Below are 16,711 nucleotides of genomic sequence, written 5' to 3'. Positions count from 1 at the left end.
CGGCGCAAGTCCTGACCCGGAAAGTGCTTTCGGCGACTCCCTGCCCGGGTGAGGCCTACAACACACCCAACTCGTCGGCGGATCGCCGAACGCGGCGATCAAATAGCCTTCCGCGCCGCATGTTCACCAAGGTCCTGGTCGCCAACCGGGGCGAGATCGCCATCCGCGTCATGCGCACGCTGGAAGAGATGGGGATCGCGTCCGTCGCCGTCTACTCGGAGCTCGATCGTGACGCGCTGCACGTGCAGCGCGCCGACGAGGCCTACCTCCTGGGTGGACCCACCGCAGCTGAGTCGTACCTCAAGATCGACAAGATCATCGAGGTCGCCAAGGAATCGGGGGCCGAAGCCATCCATCCGGGCTATGGCTTCCTCGCCGAGAACGCCGACTTCGCACGTGCCTGCGACGAGGCGGGGATCGTCTTCATCGGCCCGCCCGCGTCGGCGATCGACGCGATGGGCTCGAAGACCAAGGCCCGCGAGCTGATGCAGGCCGCCGGCGTCCCGATCGTCCCGGGCACGACCGAGCCGGTCGACACCGTCGAGGACGCGATGCGGATCGCCAAGGACGAGATCGGCTTCCCGGTCGCCGTCAAGGCGGCCAGCGGCGGCGGCGGCAAGGGCTTCCGCGTCGCGCTGACCGAGGACAAGCTCAAGGACGCCTTCGAGGGCGCCAGCCGCGAGGGCGAGAAGTTCTTCTCCGACGGCACGGTCTACCTCGAGCGCTACCTGCCGGACCCGCGCCACGTCGAGGTCCAGATCCTCGCCGACAGGCACGGCAACGTCATCCACCTCGGCGAGCGCGACTGCTCGGTCCAGCGCCGCCACCAGAAGCTGATCGAGGAGTCCCCGGCCCCGGCCGTGGACGAGGAGCTGCGCGCGAAGATCGGCAAGATCGGGACCGACGCGGCGAAGGCCGTCGACTACGTCGGCGCCGGCACGATCGAGGGCATGCTCCAGGACGGCGAGTACTTCTTCCTGGAGATGAACACCCGCGTCCAGGTCGAGCACTGCGTGACCGAGATGACGACGGGCGTCGACATCGTCCGCGAGGGCATCCTCGCCGCCGCCGGCGAGGAGCTGACGGTCAGGCAGGAGGACGTCGAGCTCAGGGGCCACGCGATCGAGTGCCGCATCAACGCGGAGGACGCGTCGCGCAACTTCGCCCCCGCCCCGGGCAAGATCGGCAACTACAAGGAGCCGAGCGGGCCGGGCGTGCGCGTCGACTCGGGCGTCGGGCCGTTCGGCGAGGTCTCGCCGATGTACGACCCGATGGTCGCCAAGCTGATCGTCTGGGACAAGGATCGCGAGCACGCCACGAGGCGCATGCTGCGCGCGCTGGGCGAGTACGAGATCGAAGAGCTGAAGACGTTGATCCCGTTCCACAAGGCGCTGCTGGCGTCGGAGCAGTGGGGCAACGCCGAGACGTGCCGTGACCTCGTCGAGGACAAGGCGTGGTTGAAGGAGCTGGCGTTCCCCGCTCCGAAGCCGCCGAGCGACGACGAGGACGAGACCGTCGAGCAGGGCTACGTCGTGGAGGTGAGCGGCCGGCGCTTCGACGTGAAGGTGATCGGGCCGCCGCCGGTCGGCGGCGTGGTCGTGGCGGGCGGCGCTGGTGCCGCCGGCGCGGCCGGCCCGAAGAAGCGCGGCGAGCGCAAGTCGTCCGGTGGCGGCGGCGCCGACGAGCTGGTCTCCCCGCTGCAGGGCAACATGTGGAAGGTGCTCGTCAGGCAGGGCGACACGGTCGAGGAGGGCCAGCTGCTCTGCATCATCGAGGCGATGAAGATGGAGAACGAGATCACCGCCCACAAGGCCGGCGTCATCGAGTCGCTCTCCATCAAGGAGGGCGAGCCGATCCAGGCGGGCGCGCCGATCGCGGTCATCAAGTCGCCGGCGGCGGCCGAGTAGACCATCGTGTTGGCCGCCGCGACCATCTTGGGTAGCGGCGGCTTCGTGCCCACGGGCACGCGGGAGACGTCGTCGCTGCTGCTGCGCGACGACGCGGGCGAGGCGGCGGTGGTCGTCGACGCGGGCACGGGCCTGCGGCGGCTGATCACCGACCGCGCGTCGCTCCTGGAGGGCCGCACGAGGCTGGAGGTGCTGCTGACGCACTTCCACATCGACCACGTCTGCGGGCTGCCGTACCTGACCGAGTTGATGGACATGGACGTCACGGTCCGCGGCCCGGGCGCCGAGTTGTACGACATGCCCACGGGCGACGTCCTCAACCGCCTGTTCGCGCCGCCGATCATGCCGGTCGACCTGGCCCAGCTGGAGGTCGCCGTCGGCGAGCTGGGCGTGGGTGAGGATGTTGGTGGCCTTGCTGCGGCGTTCGGGATCCGGACACGCCGCCAGGACCGCCACACGAACCCGACGCTGGGCGTGCGCGTCGGCGACGCGCTGACCTGGTGCACCGACACCGAGGACGACCCGCTGACCGTGGAGTTCGCCCGCGGCTCGCGGATCCTGGCCCACGACGCCTGGGGGCCGCCGGCCGCGCCGGGCCACGCGGTCCCGGCCGCCGCCGCGCAGGTGGCGGTCGACTGCGGCGCGGAGAGGCTCGTGCTGATCCACGTGCCGCCGAAGGCCGACGAGGCCGCGCTGCACCGCGAGGCCGCGGCCGTCCACGGCGACGTCACGGTCGCGACCGACCTGCTCGAGCTGCTCGACCTGTAGCGCGCGGGGCGCGTCGGCTAGGCTCGCATCCATGGCGGATCTCGAGCCCCTTCGCGCCGGCATGGAGCAGGCGGTCCCGTTCAACGGGCACCTCGGGCTGGAGATCGTCGAGGTCGCGGTCGGGCGCGGGGTCGCGCGGCTGCCGGACAACGAGGCGCTGCGCAACCACACCGGGTCGCAGCACGCGTCGGCGCTGTTCGCGCTGGGGCAGGCCGCGTCGGGTGCCGCGTTCGCGGCCGCCTTCGTGCGCGACCTGCCGGCGCTGGAGCTCGCTCCGGACGCCGCGACCATCAACTACAAGAAGATCCCGCGCGGCGTGTTGACCGCGACCGGCGTCCTGGGGTCCGACCCCAAGGAGCTGCTCGACGAGCTCGAGCGCGAGGGCGCCGTGTCGTTCTCGGTCGACGTCTCGATCACCGACGGGGCCGGCGACGTCGTCGCCGACATGACCGTGCGCTGGAACGTCCGCAAGGAGTCGTAAGTGGCAACGAGAGCTTGGAAGGCCGGCCCGCACGAGGCCGAGACGGTCGCGCGCCTGCTGATCGGCTTCCGCGACCACATGGGGAAGACGTGGCCGAGCGACAACGCGTTCCTGGCCGGCGTCGAGAACCTGCTGGAGGACCGCAACACCGAGTACGTCCTGGGCGCCGTGGACGAGGACTCGCCGGCGAGCGGGGTCGTGCAGCTGCGCTTCCGCCAGGGCATCTGGCGCGCGGGCGGCGACTGCCTGGTCGAGGACGTCTTCGTGGACGCCTCCGCCCGCGGCCACGGCGTGGCCCGCGCCATGCTGGAGCTCGCGACCGAGCGCGCGCTGGAGCGCGGCTGCCGCCGCATGGAGCTCGACGTCAACGAGGAGAACCCGGCGGCGATCGCGCTCTACACGTCCTTCGGCTTCACCGCCGGGACGCCGCGCGACCTCTACATGCGCCGCCACCTGGACGCCGGCCCGGACGCGTAGTGAGCGCCGCGGCGCTCGTCGCGCAGACGGCGCGCGAGTTGGTCGCCTTGATCGCCTCCGTTCTGTAATTCAGCATGCATCGTTCCGTATTACGGCACGAATCATGCTGTAATACGGAACTCAGATGGTGGCGAGCGATCAGATCCCCGACGCGGACGCCGCGCACGAGCTGCTGTCTGCCCTCGAAGAGCTGCTGCGCGCGGCCGGCCAGGCCTACGACCTCGTCGTCGTGGGCGGCTCGGCGCTGCTGACGTTGAACCTCGTACGCCGGTCGACCGCGGACGTCGACGTCGTCGCGCTGGCCGAGCCCGGCGGGCTGATCTCGGCTGAGGAACTTCCGGCAGCACTGGTGGCGGCACGTGATCGGGTCGCCGAAGACCTGCGCGTCACCGAAGACTGGCTCAACAGCGGTCCGGCCGCGATGCTGCGCTTCGGCCTCCCGGATGGGTTCGAGGACCGGTGGACCGTCGAGCACGTCGGCCCGGCCCTCACCGTGCGCTGGGCGTCGCGGTTCGACCAGGTCCACCTCAAGCTCTACGCGGCGGTCGACCGGGCCGGCAAGCACCTCCGCGACCTGGAGGCGTTGAGGCCCGAGCCGGACGAGCTGATCGCCGCGGCGCGCTGGGCCCGCGGCCACGATCCATCGGAGGGGTTCTTGCATCCGCTGCAGGAGGCACTGGCGTACTTCGGGGTCACGGATGCCGACCTCGGCGCTTAGAGACCGGTTCGAGCAAGCGCTGCTCGACTTCGCCTGGAACGAGTGGGCGCAGCTCGGCGTGCTGTCGAAGGTGACCCGGCGGAGCACGTGGGCGCAGGACCTAGAGGCGTTGTTGGTGTTGTCGTTCGACATCGCCCGCGCGGACCCGCGGCTGTTCGACGAGATCCTCGACTGGCTGGCCCACAACCAGGAGCTGCTCAGCGTCCGGCGCTTGCGGACGATCGCGCGGACCAGCCCCGACCCCACGCTCGCCGAGGCAGTGCTCACCTGGCTCGCGCAGCATCGGCCGAAGGCTCGCTTCTCAGGACCGGACGACCACGACCGCGAGCCGACCGGCGAGTCCAGGCGCCTGTTCTTCGACGACGGCTTCCCGCTCCGGCACCCCGACCCCGCGTTCCTCGAACACGGATGGCTGCGGCCGGCGGCCACGCCATCCGGCAAGGCCGCCACGCCGGACCTCAAGGCGCCGATCGCCTTCGGCCTGCGCCTGCGCCGCATGTTCGGGCCCGGCGCCCGCGCCGAGGCGGTGCGGGTGCTGCTCTGCCTCGACGCGCCGAGCGCGACCGCGTCGGTGATCACCCGGTCGGCCACGTACACCAAGGGCAACGTGCTCGAAGCGCTGCGCGGCCTGACCGACGCGCAGCTCGTCTCCGCAGCGCGAGCGAACCGCGAGGCGCGCTACGCGATCGACCGTGAGCGATGGGCGACGCTGCTGTCCGCCGAGCCCACGTTCCCCGCCCACGTCGAGTGGGTCCAGCTGGTGCGGGCGCTCGGCGCGATGTTGGAGTGGCTGCGAAGCGACGGCGCGAGCGGCCACTTGCTCGGGAGCTCCGCGCGCCAGCTCCTCAGGACCGTGGGATCCGACCTCGGATGGGCGGACGTTGACGTCGATGAGGATGTCCGAGCGCCCGGTGCGATGGCCGAGCTGGAACGCGTGATCGACCGATGCGTCGACCTGCTGCGCGGCTAGGTGGCCGGCGGGAAGGCCATCAACTCGACGAGATGGCCGCCGGGTGATCGGACGTAGGCGCGGGCAGCGCCCCAGTGAGGGGTTCGGGGCTCGGGGGCGAAGCCGGCGGCTTCAAGAGATGTGATGGTGGTGGAGAACTCGGGTGCCACCACCGCGACGTGGCCGGCGTGGGCGGCGTCCGGCGTGTACATCAGGTGGATCTGGGTGCCGCCGGGGGCTTGGACCCAGGTGGCGCGGGCCCGCAGCGACTCGGGTGGTTCGACGGGTGTGAAGTCCAGCAGCGCCCAGAACGCGACCTCGGCGGAGAGGTCCGCGCGGAGGGTCGGGAGGGCGATGTGGTGGATCACAGGCGGGTGAGGTTCTCGGTGTGGATCTGCTTCTGGATGCGATCGCGGCGTGCCAGGGGGAGCTGCGCGGCGTCCGGGTTGTCCACCGAGAGCGACTCCAGGTACTTGATGTCCTCGCGCAGGATCGCCGTCGCGCGCTGGGCGTCGATCGGCGCGCCGTGGCCGGGGACGATCCAGTCGGCCTGCTCGACGTAGGGCGCCAGCCGCAGCAGCGTCGCCAGGTAGGCGGTGCGACTCCCGCCCTCGGAGATCATCGGGATCTCGACGGGCGAGATGTAGTCGCCCACGCAGAGCACCCGGGCGAAGGGCGCCCAGATCGCCATGCCGTCGGCCGTGTGGCCGTCGGCGGGCAGGAGCTCCAGCTCGGCGTCCTCCCCCAGGTCCAGCTTGCCCGGGACCGGCAGCGCCTGGACGGAGCCCAACGTCAAAGGCCGCTCGCGCGTCACGTAGTCGTCCTCGTCGCTCTCGCGCAACCGCCGCTGCGCCACGCCCGGCTCGGCGCGCAACCGCGCGGCCGACGTCTCGGCGACGCCCAACGGCGCCTCCGGGAACACGAGCCGCGCCAGCAGGTGGTCCCAGTCGGCGTGCGTCGCCAGCAGCCCCGACAACCCCCAGCCCGCCTGCCCGAGCACCCCGGGCAGCGCGTCCAGCTCGTCCGGGAACACCGGGGAGTCGACGATGAACGTCTCGTCCCCCCGGTGCAGCAGCGTGCAGGTGGTCTGCCACTTGACGCTCCGAGCCACGATCACGCCCGGATCAAGCGCGACAACTTGCACGACGAAGACCTACAGCCCGAGGAGCTTCGCGGCCTCCAGCAAGTTCTTGACCTCGGCCGTCGGCTTCTTGCCCCCGGCCGGGATCTCCTCCTTGCGGCGGTTGACCCAGATCGTCGGCACCTTCAGCTTCGTCGCCGGCTCGATGTCCGTGTAGAGCCCGGACGCGATGTGGACCCAGCCCTTCCTGCCGCCGATCCGCCGCGCGAACTCGTTGAAGTGCGCGGGATCGGGCTTGTAGGACCGGACCTGCTGGGCGGTCACGACGAGGTCGACGTCGGCCGGGATGTGGCGCCGCGTCAGCCCCAGGAGCTTGTCGTCGATGTTCGAGATCAGCCCGGTCTCGTACTTGCCCAGGAACTTCTTCAGCTGCGGGTTGGCCTCCTTGAAGGCGCCCCAGCGGACGACGGAATCCGGCAGGAACCCGGACCGCGACGGCTCCAGCGGCCACCCGATCTCCTTGGCGATCTTGACCGCCGCCTGGCGCAGGACCTCGGCGTAGAGCTCGTACGAACCGCTCTGGATCTCCTTGGTCGCATCGAGGAACAGATCGACCACTTGCTGCCGGTCGATCGTGAATCCGTCCTTCTTCGCCTCCCGCTCGAAAGCATCAGCAACGCCGGACTCCCAGTCGATGAGAGTGCCGTACACGTCGAACGTGACCCATTGGATGTTCTTCGGGAGTGCCATGCGGCTGGGCATTGTGCCATTTCCGGGCCATGCCGGGCGGTCAGGTCGTTCGGGCAGGAAGCATCACCGTCACCCGTTCAATAGCGTCCAGGCTCCCTATGGACCTGCTCGAATACCAGGGCAAGCAGCTTTTCGCCCGACACGGAATCCCCGTCCCTGACGGACGCCCGGCGCGAACGGTCGACGAGGCCGTCTCCGCCGCGAAGGAGATCGGCTTCCCATGTGCCGTCAAGGCACAGGTGAAGGTCGGCGGCCGCGGCAAGGCCGGCGGCATCAAGATCGCCAACGACGAGGACGAGGCGCGCGCCGCCGCCGACGCCATCCTCGGCCTGGACATCAAGGGCTTCACCGTCCACGAGCTGTGGATCGAGACCGCCGCGCCGCAGATCGAGAGCGAGTACTACGCCTCGATCGTCTTCGACCGCGGCGCCAAGGCCCCGCTGATCATGCTCTCCACGCAGGGCGGCATGGACATCGAGGAGGTCGCCGACAGCAACCCGGACGCGATCGCCACGCTCCACGTCGACCCGCTCCTCGGCTTCCAGGACTTCCACGGCCGCAAGCTCGCGTTCAAGGCCGGCGTCGACGCCGACCTCGTCCGCCCGATCGGCGCGTTCCTGCACAAGCTCTACGCGACGTTCATCTCCGAAGAGGCGATGCTCGTCGAGGTCAACCCGCTGATCGTCACGCCCGAGCGCAGCGTCGCCGCGCTCGACGCGAAGGTCACGCTCGACGACAACGCGCTGTTCCGCCACCCGGACAACGCCGACCTGCGCGACCCCTCCGACGAGGACCCGCAGGAGCAGATGGCCAAGGAGCGCGGGCTGACGTTCGTCAAGCTCGACGGCGACATCGGCATCCTCGGCAACGGCGCCGGCCTGGTCATGTCGACCCTCGACGTCGTCGCCCAGTTCGGCGGCGCGCCCGCCAACTTCCTGGACGCCGGCGGCGGATCCAAGGCCGAGGCGATCACCTCCGCGGTCGAGGTCATCCTGAGCAACGACGCCGTCAAGGCCGTCCTGTTCAACATCTTCGGCGGCATCACGCGCTGCGACGAGGTCGCCAACGGCCTCATCGAGGCGTTCAAGACGCTGAACCCGCAGGTCCCGTTCGTCGTCCGCCTGGACGGCACCAACGACGTCGAGGGTCGCAAGATCCTCGCCGAAGCAGCGCTTCCGAACGTGCACACCGCGGCCACGATGGACGAGGCCGCCCAGAAGGTCGTGGCTCTGGCCAAGGGGGAGGACGCCTGATGGCCGTTCTGATCGACAACGACACCAAGCTGGTCGTCTCCGGCATCACCGGCCGCGAGGGCACGTTCCACGCGACCAACAACAAGAACTACGGGACCAACGTGGTCGCCGGCGTGACCCCCGGCAAGGCCGGGCAGGACGTCGAGGGCATCCCGGTCTTCAACACGTTCCAGGACTCGGTCGAGCAGACCGGCGCCAACGTCGCGATGGTCTTCGTGCCGCCGCGCTTCGCCGCCGACTCGATCCTCGAGGCCGCCGACGCCGGCATCCCGCTGGTGATCTGCATCACCGAGGGCATCCCGGCCCACGACGAGCTGCGCGTCTACACGCACCTGCAGCGCACCGGCACGCGCCTGGTCGGGCCGAACTGCCCGGGCATCCTGTCGCCGGGCAAGGCGAACGTCGGGATCATCCCCGCGTCGTTCTTCAAGCCGGGCAACGTCGGCGTCGTCTCCCGCTCGGGAACGCTGACCTACCAGATCGGCAACACGCTGGCCCAGGCCGGCTTCGGCAACTCCTCGATTGTCGGCATCGGCGGCGACCCGGTCCCGGGCACGTCGTTCATCGACGTCATCGAGCTGTTCGAGAAGGACGACGAGACCGAGCTGATCGTGCTGTCCGGTGAGATCGGCGGCGACGCCGAGGAGCGCGCGGCGGACTACATCGCCGAGCACGTCACCAAGCCGGTCGTCGCCTACATCGCGGGCTTCACGGCTCCGCCCGGCAAGACGATGGGCCACGCCGGCGCGATCGTCTCCGGCTCCAAGGGCACCGCGGCCGCCAAGGCCGAGGCCCTCGAGGCCAAGGGCGTCAGGGTCGGCCGGACCCCGACGCAGGTGGCCGAGCTGGCCATCGAGCTGCTCGGCAAGCAGTAGAACGACCGCTTGCGGCGCTTGGCGTCGCTCTCCACTCCCGCATAAGCTGGCGGGACCGTGGAGAGCGACGTCAACGCAACGCTGAGCGAGCTGGAGCGCAAGCTCAAGGAGCTGGAGCGCGAGCTGGAGACGGTCGGGCGCGGCGGCGAGGCGGATACCGAGCCCGCGCAGGCCGGCTGGGACGCGCCGGCGGAGCCGCCCGCGGGCGCGTTCACCGCGTCGTGGCACGGGACGTCCGGAGGCGCGAGCGCCACGCCGCCCCCACCGCCGCCCGCGTTCAACGGGGCGCCGCCGATCCCGGTGACGCCGCCGCCCACGCCGTGGCCGCCGGCCGTCGGAGGCGCGACGCACGCGCCGCCGCCCCCGCCCGCGCACTCCACGCCGCCGCAGCCCGGCCTGCACGCGCAGCTCGACGAGCTGCTCGCGTTCCGGGACCGCCTCGTCGCCACGACCGACGACCTCGTCGCCGAGCTGTCGCGCGTCCTGACCGAGCTGGGCGTCGACGCGCCCCCGCCCCACGATCCCGCCGACACGGTCCTGACAGGACCCGTCATCGTCGAGGCCGGCCCGTTCCCGGACCTCTCGACCCTCCAGCAGTTCGAGCAGGCGCTGATGCGCGTGCCCGGCGTCGCGGGCGTGCACGTCCGGACGCTCGACGCCGGCCGCGCGACGACCGACGTGCACCTCGCCTCCCCGGTCGCGCTCGGCGCAGCGCTGCGCGCGACCGCCCCGGTCGCCTTCGCCGTCACGCACGCGGGCGACGGCCGCCTCGTGCTCGCCCTTGCGGGCTGAGCGGTGGTCGGCGATCGCCCACCGCCGCCGATCCCGACGGCCGACGACCTCGCCGCCTCGCTGTCCGGCCGGGTCCGGGCGATCCTCGACGCCGCCGAGCACGACGCCGCCGCGATCCGCGCCGCCGCCCAGCGCGACGCCGACGCCTACCTCCAGGACGCGCGCCGCCGGGTCGACGCGTTCGCCACCGGCCGCGCCCGCCGCATCTCCGAGACCGCCGACCGCCTGCTCGCACACGCCGAGGCGCTCGCCGCCCGCGCGACCCGCGCCGAGCAGGCCGGCCGCCTGCGCCAGAACATCGACACGCTCCTCGACGCGCTGGCCGCCGCGGCGGAGGCGATCGCCGCCGAGGCCCACCGCGACCCGATCACCCTGCCGGCGCCGCCCGAGCCCGAGCACGAGGAGTCCGAGCTGCGCGCCGTCCCCCACCCGGACGACGAAGCGGCCGCCCTGGTGAGGGCGGCCGCCGCGTTGCTACCGGGACGGCCGAAGCCGCCGGAGGGACCAAGCCCTACAGCTTGATCGTCGCCTTCTGCGCCGTCGCCCTCCCGCCCGTGGGCGAGACGGTGACGGTCAGCGAGTACTTGCCACGCTTCAGCGACTTCTTGGTCTTCAGCGTGAACTTGGCGTTGCGGGCCTTCGGCTTCAGCACCGTCGCCGAGGTCGCGACCTGCTTGCCTCCCGCCGCCGCGAGGCGGACGCGCAGCGCGGTCCGGGTCGAGGCCGCCGACGCCGCCCTGCAGGAGACCACGACCTTGTTGTGGCTCGCGATCTTGCCGGTGCAGGTGATCCTGCCGACCCTGCCGGCCGGCCCCTGCGGGCCGGTGGCGCCCCTCGCGCCGGTGGCACCCGTGGCGCCGGTCGCGCCCGTGGCCCCGGTGGCGCCCGCCGGACCGGCCGGGCCGGTCGCGCCGTCCCTGCCGTCGGTGCCGTTCGTCCCCGGGTCGCCCTTCGGGCCGGCCGGTCCGGCGGGCAGCGTCGCGCCGCTGGTGACCTCACCCGTCGTGTCGTCGAGCTGGATCGCCGGCGACGGGATCGCGTTGCCGGAGAAGTCGAACATGTTGTCGATCGTCCCGGCGGTGGCGTCGGCCGAGCCGCCGCCGATGCGCCCGAGGTTCCAGTTGTCCTCGATGAACTGCGTGATCGACGCCTGCTCGGTGGTCGAGCTGTCGATGTAGTTGCGACGCGCGTAGGGCGAGATCACGAGCATCGGGATGCGCGTGCCCAGGCCGCAGCGGTCGTTCTGGAACCCGGCCGGCAGCGGCGACGGCGCGTTGCCGCAGGCGCCGTCGGCGGTGATGTGGTCGTTGGTGTCGGCCGACGGGCGGATGATCGGGCCCATCTGGTGGTCGTACCAGCCGTCCGAGTCGTCGTAGGCGATGACGATCGCCGTGCTCGACCAGAACTGCGACGCCGAGATCTTGTTGATCTCGTCGACCAGGAAGCGCTGCTCGTCCAGCGGGTCCGAGTAGCCCGGGTGGCCGTCCTGCGCCTCCGGCGCCTTCAGGAACGACACGGCCGGCAGGTTCCCGGCGTCGACCGCGTCGTTGAAGTCCGACAGGTCGTAGTTGTGGTTGGCCTGGTCGGCGTTGGTGCCGATCGCGGCGACCGACGTCGGCCGCAGGTGGTGCGGGTTCGACGTCGAGCGGTAGTACTGGAACGGGCTGTGGTGCGGCGAGTAGTCCGTCTCCGGCGTCCCGCCGATGTTCGGCGTCCTGGTCGCGCAGGTCGCCCTGCCGGTGCCGTCGACCGAGCTCGGCTTGAAGCCGCCCTGGAACCAGCCCCACGACACGCCGCGGGCGCTCAGCAGGTCGCCGATGTTCCTGTTGCTGTTGGACAGGCCGACGGTGCCCGAGCCCGAGCAGTCGTCGAACGCCGGGTCGGGATCGGCGATGACCGTGCCGTTGGCGACGTTCGAGCCCTGGTTGACGATCGGCGTGTCCTGCGAGCCGTCGGGGTTGGTGCCCGGCGTGATCGCGCCGTTGGTCTGGCCGGAGATCAGGTTCAGCGCGCCCGGCGTGGACGGGCCGAACTGCGTGGTCCAGGAGTTGTCGCTCAGCGCGAAGTGCTGGGCGTAGTTCCACAGCGCGGTGACGGTGTTGCCGTCGTAGTAGTCCATGACAGTGGACCTGTCCGCGGCGCACGGCGCCGAGCCGCTGCCCGTCTCCTGGACGAAGCGGTCCATCAGGCCCTTGTCGTAGGCCCTCTGCTCGGGCCCGTAGGCGTGGTTCTCGCTGCAGGTCAGCGCCTGCGTGCGGTCCAGGCGCGCCGGGTTGAACTGGTTGGGGTTGGCGGTCAGCAACGTGGTGTTGAGACCGTTCGGCGAGGGGGTACCGGGCTGCGCGGTGAACTGCGGCTCGCTGGCCGGGTTGGCGGCATGCGGGTACGTGCCGAAGTAGTGGTCGAACGACTCGTTCTCGTCGAAGAGGACCACCACGTGCTTGATCGGCGTGACCGTCTGCGGTGCAGACGACGTGTCAGCCGATGCGAAGTTCAGCGCGGCGGCCGCGGCGGCGGCTGCGGTGACACCCACACCGAGCCCCCAGACGCTTCTGCGATGACGCAAGGCAAGCTCCTGATAGAGGAAGGGAAGGTCGCCTGGACAGGCGACCTGACCATCCTCGACCTGCAGGTCGCCTGATCAGTTGCCGAGTCGTTGCGCAGTTGTTGCGATGCGGTGAACGAACGCGTTGGTTCACACGCCGTTGACATCGGGCGCCGTCAGGCCGCCTTAGGTTCGGCGTGGTGCGTCGTCGTCGCAGCTCCCGAGCCGTCCGTGGCGGTGCCATCGTGACCGGCCTCGCGGTCGTCTCGGCGGTCGTCGTCTTCCTCGTCCTGACCGCCGCCGGCGTCGGTGGCGACAGCGGCGACAGGGCGTCGGCGAACACGCCCCCGCGCAGGCCGGCGACGAAGCACCTGACCGCCGCCCAGCGCTACGAGCAGCAGGTCGCGATCCAGGAGAACGGGACCGGCGTCTCCGGCGCGCCGCCACCGCCCGACCACTTCCCGATCGACCCCGCGAAGTTCCAGCGGCCGATCGCGACCTACAAGCGCTACGCGGCCCGCCGGCTCGTCGCCGTCGGCGCCGACGTCCGGCGCCTGCGCGCCGCGCTGCGCGCCGGGAGCCGGTCGCGCGCGCAGGCGGCGTGGCGCGACGCCTGGGGCGGCTACCTGCGCCTGGGTGGCGTCTACGGCGCCTTCGGCGCGTCCGACACCGCGATCGACGGCCTGCCCGGCGGGCTGAGGGGCGGCGTCAACAGCCCGGACTTCGTCGGCCTGCACCGGCTCGAGTACGGGCTGTGGACCGGTCAGAGGCTCTCCGGGCTCGTGTCCTACGCCGACCGCACCGAGCGCGCCGTCGCGCGCCTGCACACGCGGCTGCCGAGGATCGCGATGGATCCCGCCGACTACGTCCTGCGCGCCCACGAGATCCTGGAGGACGCCCAGCGCGACTACCTCTCCGGCGCCGACGTGAGGTGGAGCCACGAGGGCGTGCTGGCCACCGCCGCGGCGACGCAGGCGACCGGCGTGGTGCTCGGGACGATCACGCCGCTGATCAGCAACCAGGACGCGGCGCCCAACGCCGCGGCCGGCATGAGGCGGCTGCGCACCGAGCTGGCCGCGATCTACAAGGCCCATCACTCGACGTGGCCGACCATCCCCGGGCTCTCCCACCAAGAGCACGCCGACCTCGACGGTGCGCTCGGCGCCGCGCTCGAGGCGCTGTCCCGGGTCCCCGGCGCGGCCGAGACCGTCGCCCCAGCCGACATCCCGAAGATCCCGTCGTCGTCCAAGTCCTCCAAGAAGACGTCATGAGCCCGATCGACCGCCGCACCTTCGTCCGCCGCTCGCTCGGCCTGGCCGGCGCCGCCGGAGCGGGCGCGCTCGGCGCCGAGCGCCTGAGCGGCCCCGCGACCGCGCGCGCCGACGACGACGTCGCCGAGACGGCGCGCGAGCAGGGCATCGAGAACGGCATCCTCGACACCGTCGCCTTCGACGGCCCGCACCAGGGCGGGATCCTCACGCCCGTCCAGGCGCACGCGACGGTCGCCGCACTCGACGCGGTCGCGCCCGACCGCACCACGTTGATGTACGCCTTGCAGGCGCTGAGCGCGCGGGCGCGCACGCTGGCCGTCGGCGGTGTCACGCCGCGCTTCGAGGTCGACGACCCGCCGGTCGACTCCGGCGTCCTGGGCCCGGACATCGCGCCCGGCGGGCTGACGGTCACGATCGGCTTCGGCGTCTCGCTGTTCGACGACCGCTACGGGTTGAAGGACAAGAAGCCCGAGAAGCTGGAGCGGATGCCGCCGTTCGCGGGCGAGGACCTCGACGCGAGCCAGACCCACGGCGACGTCCTCGTGCAGATCTGCGCCAACCAGCGCGACACGGTCGTCCACACGCTGCGCGAGATCATGCGCGCCACGCGCGGCGCGCTGGAGCTGCGCTGGGCGGTCGACGGCTTCGCGGGCGCGCGCCGCGGGCCGACGCCGAGGGCCTCGCCGCGCAACCTGTTCGCGTTCCGCGACGGCACGGCCAACCCGGACGTCCGCGACGACGCGGCGATGCGGCGGCTCGTGTGGGACGCGCAGGGCGGCAGCTACCAGGTCGTCCGCCTGATCCGGATGCACGTCGAGTTCTGGGACCGCGTCGGCCTGCGCGAGCAGGAGACGATGATCGGCCGCACGCGCGACACGGGCGCGCCGCTGGGCGGCGACGACGAGTTCCAGGACCCGCGCTACGACATCGACCCCAAGGGCGACCGGATCCCGCTCGACGCGCACATCCGCCTCGCCAACCCGCGCACGAGGGCGACCGAGGACCAGCGCTTCCTGCGCCGTCCCTACAACTACCACCGCGGCTTCGACAGCGCCGGATCCCTGGACCAGGGCATGGTGTTCATGGCCTACAACCAGGACCCCGCCCGCCAGTTCGCCACGGTCCAGAACCGCCTCGCCGGCGAGCCGATGACCGACTACTTCACCCACGTCGGCGGCGGCTACTTCTACGCCCCGCGCGGGACCGGCGGCAAGGCCGGCTGGATCGGCCAGGACCTCTTCGCCTAGGCGACCGTGATGCCGCCGCGCCCGTCGGCCTTGGCCGCGTAGAGCGCGGCGTCGGCGCGGGCGGTCACGGCGTCGGCGGACTCGCCGGGCTCCCAGCGGACCAGGCCGGCCGAGCAGCCGACGCCCTCGGGGCCGCCGGGCGTCACGCCCTGCAGGCGCGCGACGATCGTCTGCGCGCAGTCCAGGTCGCAGTCGGGCAACAACACGGCGAACTCGTCGCCGCCCAGGCGCGCCAGCAGGTCCACCCCGCGCAGCACGCCGCGCCAGCCGGCCGTCGCGGCCTTCAGCAGCGCGTCGCCGGCCTGGTGGCCGTGGGTGTCGTTGTAGGGCTTGAAGCGGTCGAGGTCGATCGCGGCAAGGCATAGGGGTCGGTCGTAGCGCGCCGCGCGGGCCAGCTCGACGGTCAGGCGCTCGTCCCACAGCCGCCGGTTCGCCAGCCCCGTCAGCGGGTCGGTCCGGGCCAGGTCGCGCAGGCGCTCCAGCAGCCGGCGGCGCTCGACCGCCGCACCGACCTCGGCGGCCAGCACCTCGACCAGCAGCTCGCGCCCGTCCTGGTGCGTGTCCCACGTGACGCGCAGGACGCCCAGCGCCACGTCCCCGCGCAGGACCGGGCGATCGACCACCTGTCCTTGGTCGGCGACGACAGGCGGCTCGCCCTCCAGCAGCTCGACGTCGCTCGCGCGCAGCACGTCGCAGGCGCCGTGCAGCAGCACGTCGACCGGCTCCTCCGCGACGCCCGCCTCGCGCGCCAGCGCGGCGATCGCAAGGACATCATGTTGCACCCGCGCGAGCGTCTCGCGCGCCTCGCGCGCCGGCGTGACGTCCACGAGCGTCCCGAGCCAGCCCGCCGGCCGGTCCCACGGGTCGCGCAGCAGCACGCCGGTCACGTGCGCCCAGCGCACGACCCCGTCGGGCGCGACGAACCGGACCTCGACCGCGAACTCGCCGTCGCCGTCCTCGGCCAGCGCGCCGGTCCACGCGATCCCGAACGGATCGACGTCGTCGGGATGCATCGCCGCGCGCCAGCCGTCGCCGATCAGCGCCGCGTTCTCCCTCCCCGTCAGCTCGCCCACCCAGTCGTTGGCGAACAGGCAGCGCCCCGCCTCGTCGAGCTCGACGATCCCCACCGGCGCCAGGTGCGTCAGCGTGCGCCAGCGGTCCTCCTTGGCGCGCAGCAGGTCCTCGGCGCGCTCCTGCGTCCGCCGCCGCTCGATCGCGAACCGGATCGCGCGGACGAACCGGGCCGACGACCGCTCCTGGCCCTTGACGAGGTAGTCCTGGGCGCCCGCGCGGATCGCGTCGACCGCCAGCTCCTCGTCGTCGTGGCCGCTCAGCACGATCACCGGGACGCCGCTCGCGGCGCCCAACACCATCGACAACGCCTCCAGCCCGCGGGCGTCCGGCAGGCCGAGGTCGAGCAGCACGCAGTCAGCCGGCCGGGACTGCAGATCCTGGACCGCACGACCCACGGTGTCGAAGTGGCGCGTCTCCAGCCCACCGGGCATGGCGTCGGCCAGGATCAGCTCGATCAACCGGGCATAGGGGACCGAGTCCTCCACCAACACGACTTCCGCAGCGGGCACTCGCCTCACATACC

The 16,711-nt window shown here is 71.9% G+C and carries 17 protein-coding genes; 12 read left to right on the top strand and 5 right to left on the bottom strand.

The window, feature by feature from the left end; all coding sequences use genetic code 11:
• Nucleotides 1-119: 119 nt before the first annotated feature.
• The 6 genes from H030_RS0105000 (at nt 120) to H030_RS0104975 (ending at nt 5,321) form a co-directional block, all read left to right on the top strand.
• Entirely contained in the window at nt 120-1,907 is a 1,788-nt protein-coding gene (locus H030_RS0105000; protein ID WP_027005323.1) for an acetyl/propionyl/methylcrotonyl-CoA carboxylase subunit alpha, read from the top strand.
• Between the two features lie 9 nt (nt 1,908-1,916).
• Nucleotides 1,917-2,675: an MBL fold metallo-hydrolase gene (locus tag H030_RS0104995; RefSeq protein WP_196809005.1), complete on the top strand. Its 759-nt coding sequence runs from the start codon at nt 1,917-1,919 to the stop codon at nt 2,673-2,675.
• Between the two features lie 31 nt (nt 2,676-2,706).
• Entirely contained in the window at nt 2,707-3,156 is a 450-nt protein-coding gene (locus H030_RS0104990; protein WP_027005321.1) for a DUF4442 domain-containing protein, read from the top strand.
• On the top strand, nt 3,157-3,633 hold the full coding sequence (locus H030_RS0104985; RefSeq protein ID WP_027005320.1) for a GNAT family N-acetyltransferase: 477 nt from the start codon (nt 3,157-3,159) through the stop codon (nt 3,631-3,633).
• A 124-nt stretch (nt 3,634-3,757) separates the two neighbouring features.
• Nucleotides 3,758-4,351 (top strand): DUF6036 family nucleotidyltransferase, encoded by a 594-nt coding sequence (locus H030_RS29365; protein ID WP_051221724.1) that lies wholly within the window; start codon nt 3,758-3,760, stop codon nt 4,349-4,351.
• A complete protein-coding gene (locus H030_RS0104975; protein ID WP_027005319.1) occupies nt 4,332-5,321 on the top strand; it encodes a hypothetical protein in 990 nt (329 codons plus the stop codon). Before H030_RS29365 ends, H030_RS0104975 begins: the two co-directional genes overlap by 20 nt.
• On the opposite strand, the gene H030_RS29360 is transcribed toward H030_RS0104975, so the two are convergent.
• Genes H030_RS29360 through H030_RS0104960 form a run of 3 tightly spaced genes read right to left on the bottom strand, consistent with a single transcriptional unit; the run spans nt 5,318 to nt 7,131 of the window.
• A complete protein-coding gene (locus H030_RS29360) occupies nt 5,318-5,668 on the bottom strand; it encodes a VOC family protein (RefSeq protein WP_035125878.1) in 351 nt (116 codons plus the stop codon). The two genes, H030_RS0104975 and H030_RS29360, sit on opposite strands and share 4 nt — an antisense overlap.
• Complete coding sequence (locus H030_RS0104965) at nt 5,665-6,444, bottom strand: MBL fold metallo-hydrolase (RefSeq protein WP_027005318.1); 780 nt, start codon at nt 6,442-6,444, stop codon at nt 5,665-5,667. Before H030_RS0104965 ends, H030_RS29360 begins: the two co-directional genes overlap by 4 nt.
• 9 nt (nt 6,445-6,453) lie before the next feature.
• Nucleotides 6,454-7,131, bottom strand: coding sequence for an HAD family hydrolase (locus H030_RS0104960; protein WP_027005317.1), 678 nt, complete (start codon nt 7,129-7,131; stop codon nt 6,454-6,456).
• A 98-nt stretch (nt 7,132-7,229) separates the two neighbouring features.
• On the opposite strand from H030_RS0104960, the gene sucC reads away from it, so the two are divergent.
• From sucC to H030_RS0104940, 4 genes are read left to right on the top strand one after another with little or no spacing between them, the layout of a single operon-like run.
• Entirely contained in the window at nt 7,230-8,384 is a 1,155-nt protein-coding gene (gene sucC / locus H030_RS0104955; RefSeq protein ID WP_027005316.1) for an ADP-forming succinate--CoA ligase subunit beta, read from the top strand.
• Nucleotides 8,384-9,259 (top strand): succinate--CoA ligase subunit alpha, encoded by an 876-nt coding sequence (gene sucD, locus H030_RS0104950; RefSeq protein WP_027005315.1) that lies wholly within the window; start codon nt 8,384-8,386, stop codon nt 9,257-9,259. Before sucC ends, sucD begins: the two co-directional genes overlap by 1 nt.
• Nucleotides 9,260-9,316: 57 nt before the next feature.
• Nucleotides 9,317-10,051 (top strand): hypothetical protein, encoded by a 735-nt coding sequence (locus H030_RS0104945; protein WP_027005314.1) that lies wholly within the window; start codon nt 9,317-9,319, stop codon nt 10,049-10,051.
• A gap of 3 nt (nt 10,052-10,054) precedes the next feature.
• Nucleotides 10,055-10,573: a hypothetical protein gene (locus H030_RS0104940; protein ID WP_027005313.1), complete on the top strand. Its 519-nt coding sequence runs from the start codon at nt 10,055-10,057 to the stop codon at nt 10,571-10,573.
• Here H030_RS0104940 and H030_RS40385 read toward each other — a convergent pair.
• The gene (locus H030_RS40385; protein ID WP_196809004.1) at nt 10,563-12,584 is read right to left on the bottom strand and encodes a phospholipase C; all 2,022 of its coding nucleotides are present in this window, start codon (nt 12,582-12,584) and stop codon (nt 10,563-10,565) included. The two genes, H030_RS0104940 and H030_RS40385, sit on opposite strands and share 11 nt — an antisense overlap.
• Nucleotides 12,585-12,841: 257 nt before the next feature.
• Between H030_RS40385 and H030_RS29350 the strand changes: the two genes are divergently transcribed.
• Together H030_RS29350 and H030_RS0104925 are read left to right on the top strand one after the other, a co-directional pair.
• Nucleotides 12,842-13,867 carry an EfeM/EfeO family lipoprotein gene (locus H030_RS29350; protein WP_027005312.1) on the top strand — a complete coding sequence of 342 codons (1,026 nt, stop codon included), beginning with the start codon at nt 12,842-12,844 and terminating at the stop codon, nt 13,865-13,867.
• A complete protein-coding gene (locus H030_RS0104925; protein ID WP_027005311.1) occupies nt 13,864-15,114 on the top strand; it encodes a Dyp-type peroxidase in 1,251 nt (416 codons plus the stop codon). Before H030_RS29350 ends, H030_RS0104925 begins: the two co-directional genes overlap by 4 nt.
• Here the strand turns inward: H030_RS0104925 and H030_RS38850 are convergent.
• Nucleotides 15,111-16,697 carry a diguanylate cyclase domain-containing protein gene (locus H030_RS38850; RefSeq protein ID WP_027005310.1) on the bottom strand — a complete coding sequence of 529 codons (1,587 nt, stop codon included), beginning with the start codon at nt 16,695-16,697 and terminating at the stop codon, nt 15,111-15,113. The genes H030_RS0104925 and H030_RS38850 overlap by 4 nt on opposite strands.
• Nucleotides 16,698-16,711 lie beyond the last annotated feature (14 nt).

The sequence above is a fragment of the Conexibacter woesei Iso977N genome (assembly GCF_000424625.1).
Classification (GTDB): domain Bacteria; phylum Actinomycetota; class Thermoleophilia; order Solirubrobacterales; family Solirubrobacteraceae; genus Baekduia; species Baekduia woesei_A.
Note: the sequence above shows the minus strand (reverse complement) of the source record. Positions and strands in the feature narration are given on the sequence as shown.

What these genes read in the sequence shown, in the direction of transcription:
- H030_RS0105000 (WP_027005323.1), top strand. Translation starts at nt 120, where the DNA reads ATGTTCACCAAGGTCCTGGTCGCCAACCGGGGCGAGATCGCCATCCGC.
- H030_RS0104990 (WP_027005321.1), top strand. Translation starts at nt 2,707, where the DNA reads ATGGCGGATCTCGAGCCCCTTCGCGCCGGCATGGAGCAGGCGGTCCCG.
- H030_RS29365 (WP_051221724.1), top strand. Translation starts at nt 3,758, where the DNA reads ATGGTGGCGAGCGATCAGATCCCCGACGCGGACGCCGCGCACGAGCTG.
- H030_RS0104975 (WP_027005319.1), top strand. Translation starts at nt 4,332, where the DNA reads ATGCCGACCTCGGCGCTTAGAGACCGGTTCGAGCAAGCGCTGCTCGAC.
- H030_RS0104960 (WP_027005317.1), bottom strand. Translation starts at nt 7,131, where the DNA reads ATGGCACTCCCGAAGAACATCCAATGGGTCACGTTCGACGTGTACGGC.
- sucC (WP_027005316.1), top strand. Translation starts at nt 7,230, where the DNA reads ATGGACCTGCTCGAATACCAGGGCAAGCAGCTTTTCGCCCGACACGGA.
- sucD (WP_027005315.1), top strand. Translation starts at nt 8,384, where the DNA reads ATGGCCGTTCTGATCGACAACGACACCAAGCTGGTCGTCTCCGGCATC.
- H030_RS0104925 (WP_027005311.1), top strand. Translation starts at nt 13,864, where the DNA reads ATGAGCCCGATCGACCGCCGCACCTTCGTCCGCCGCTCGCTCGGCCTG.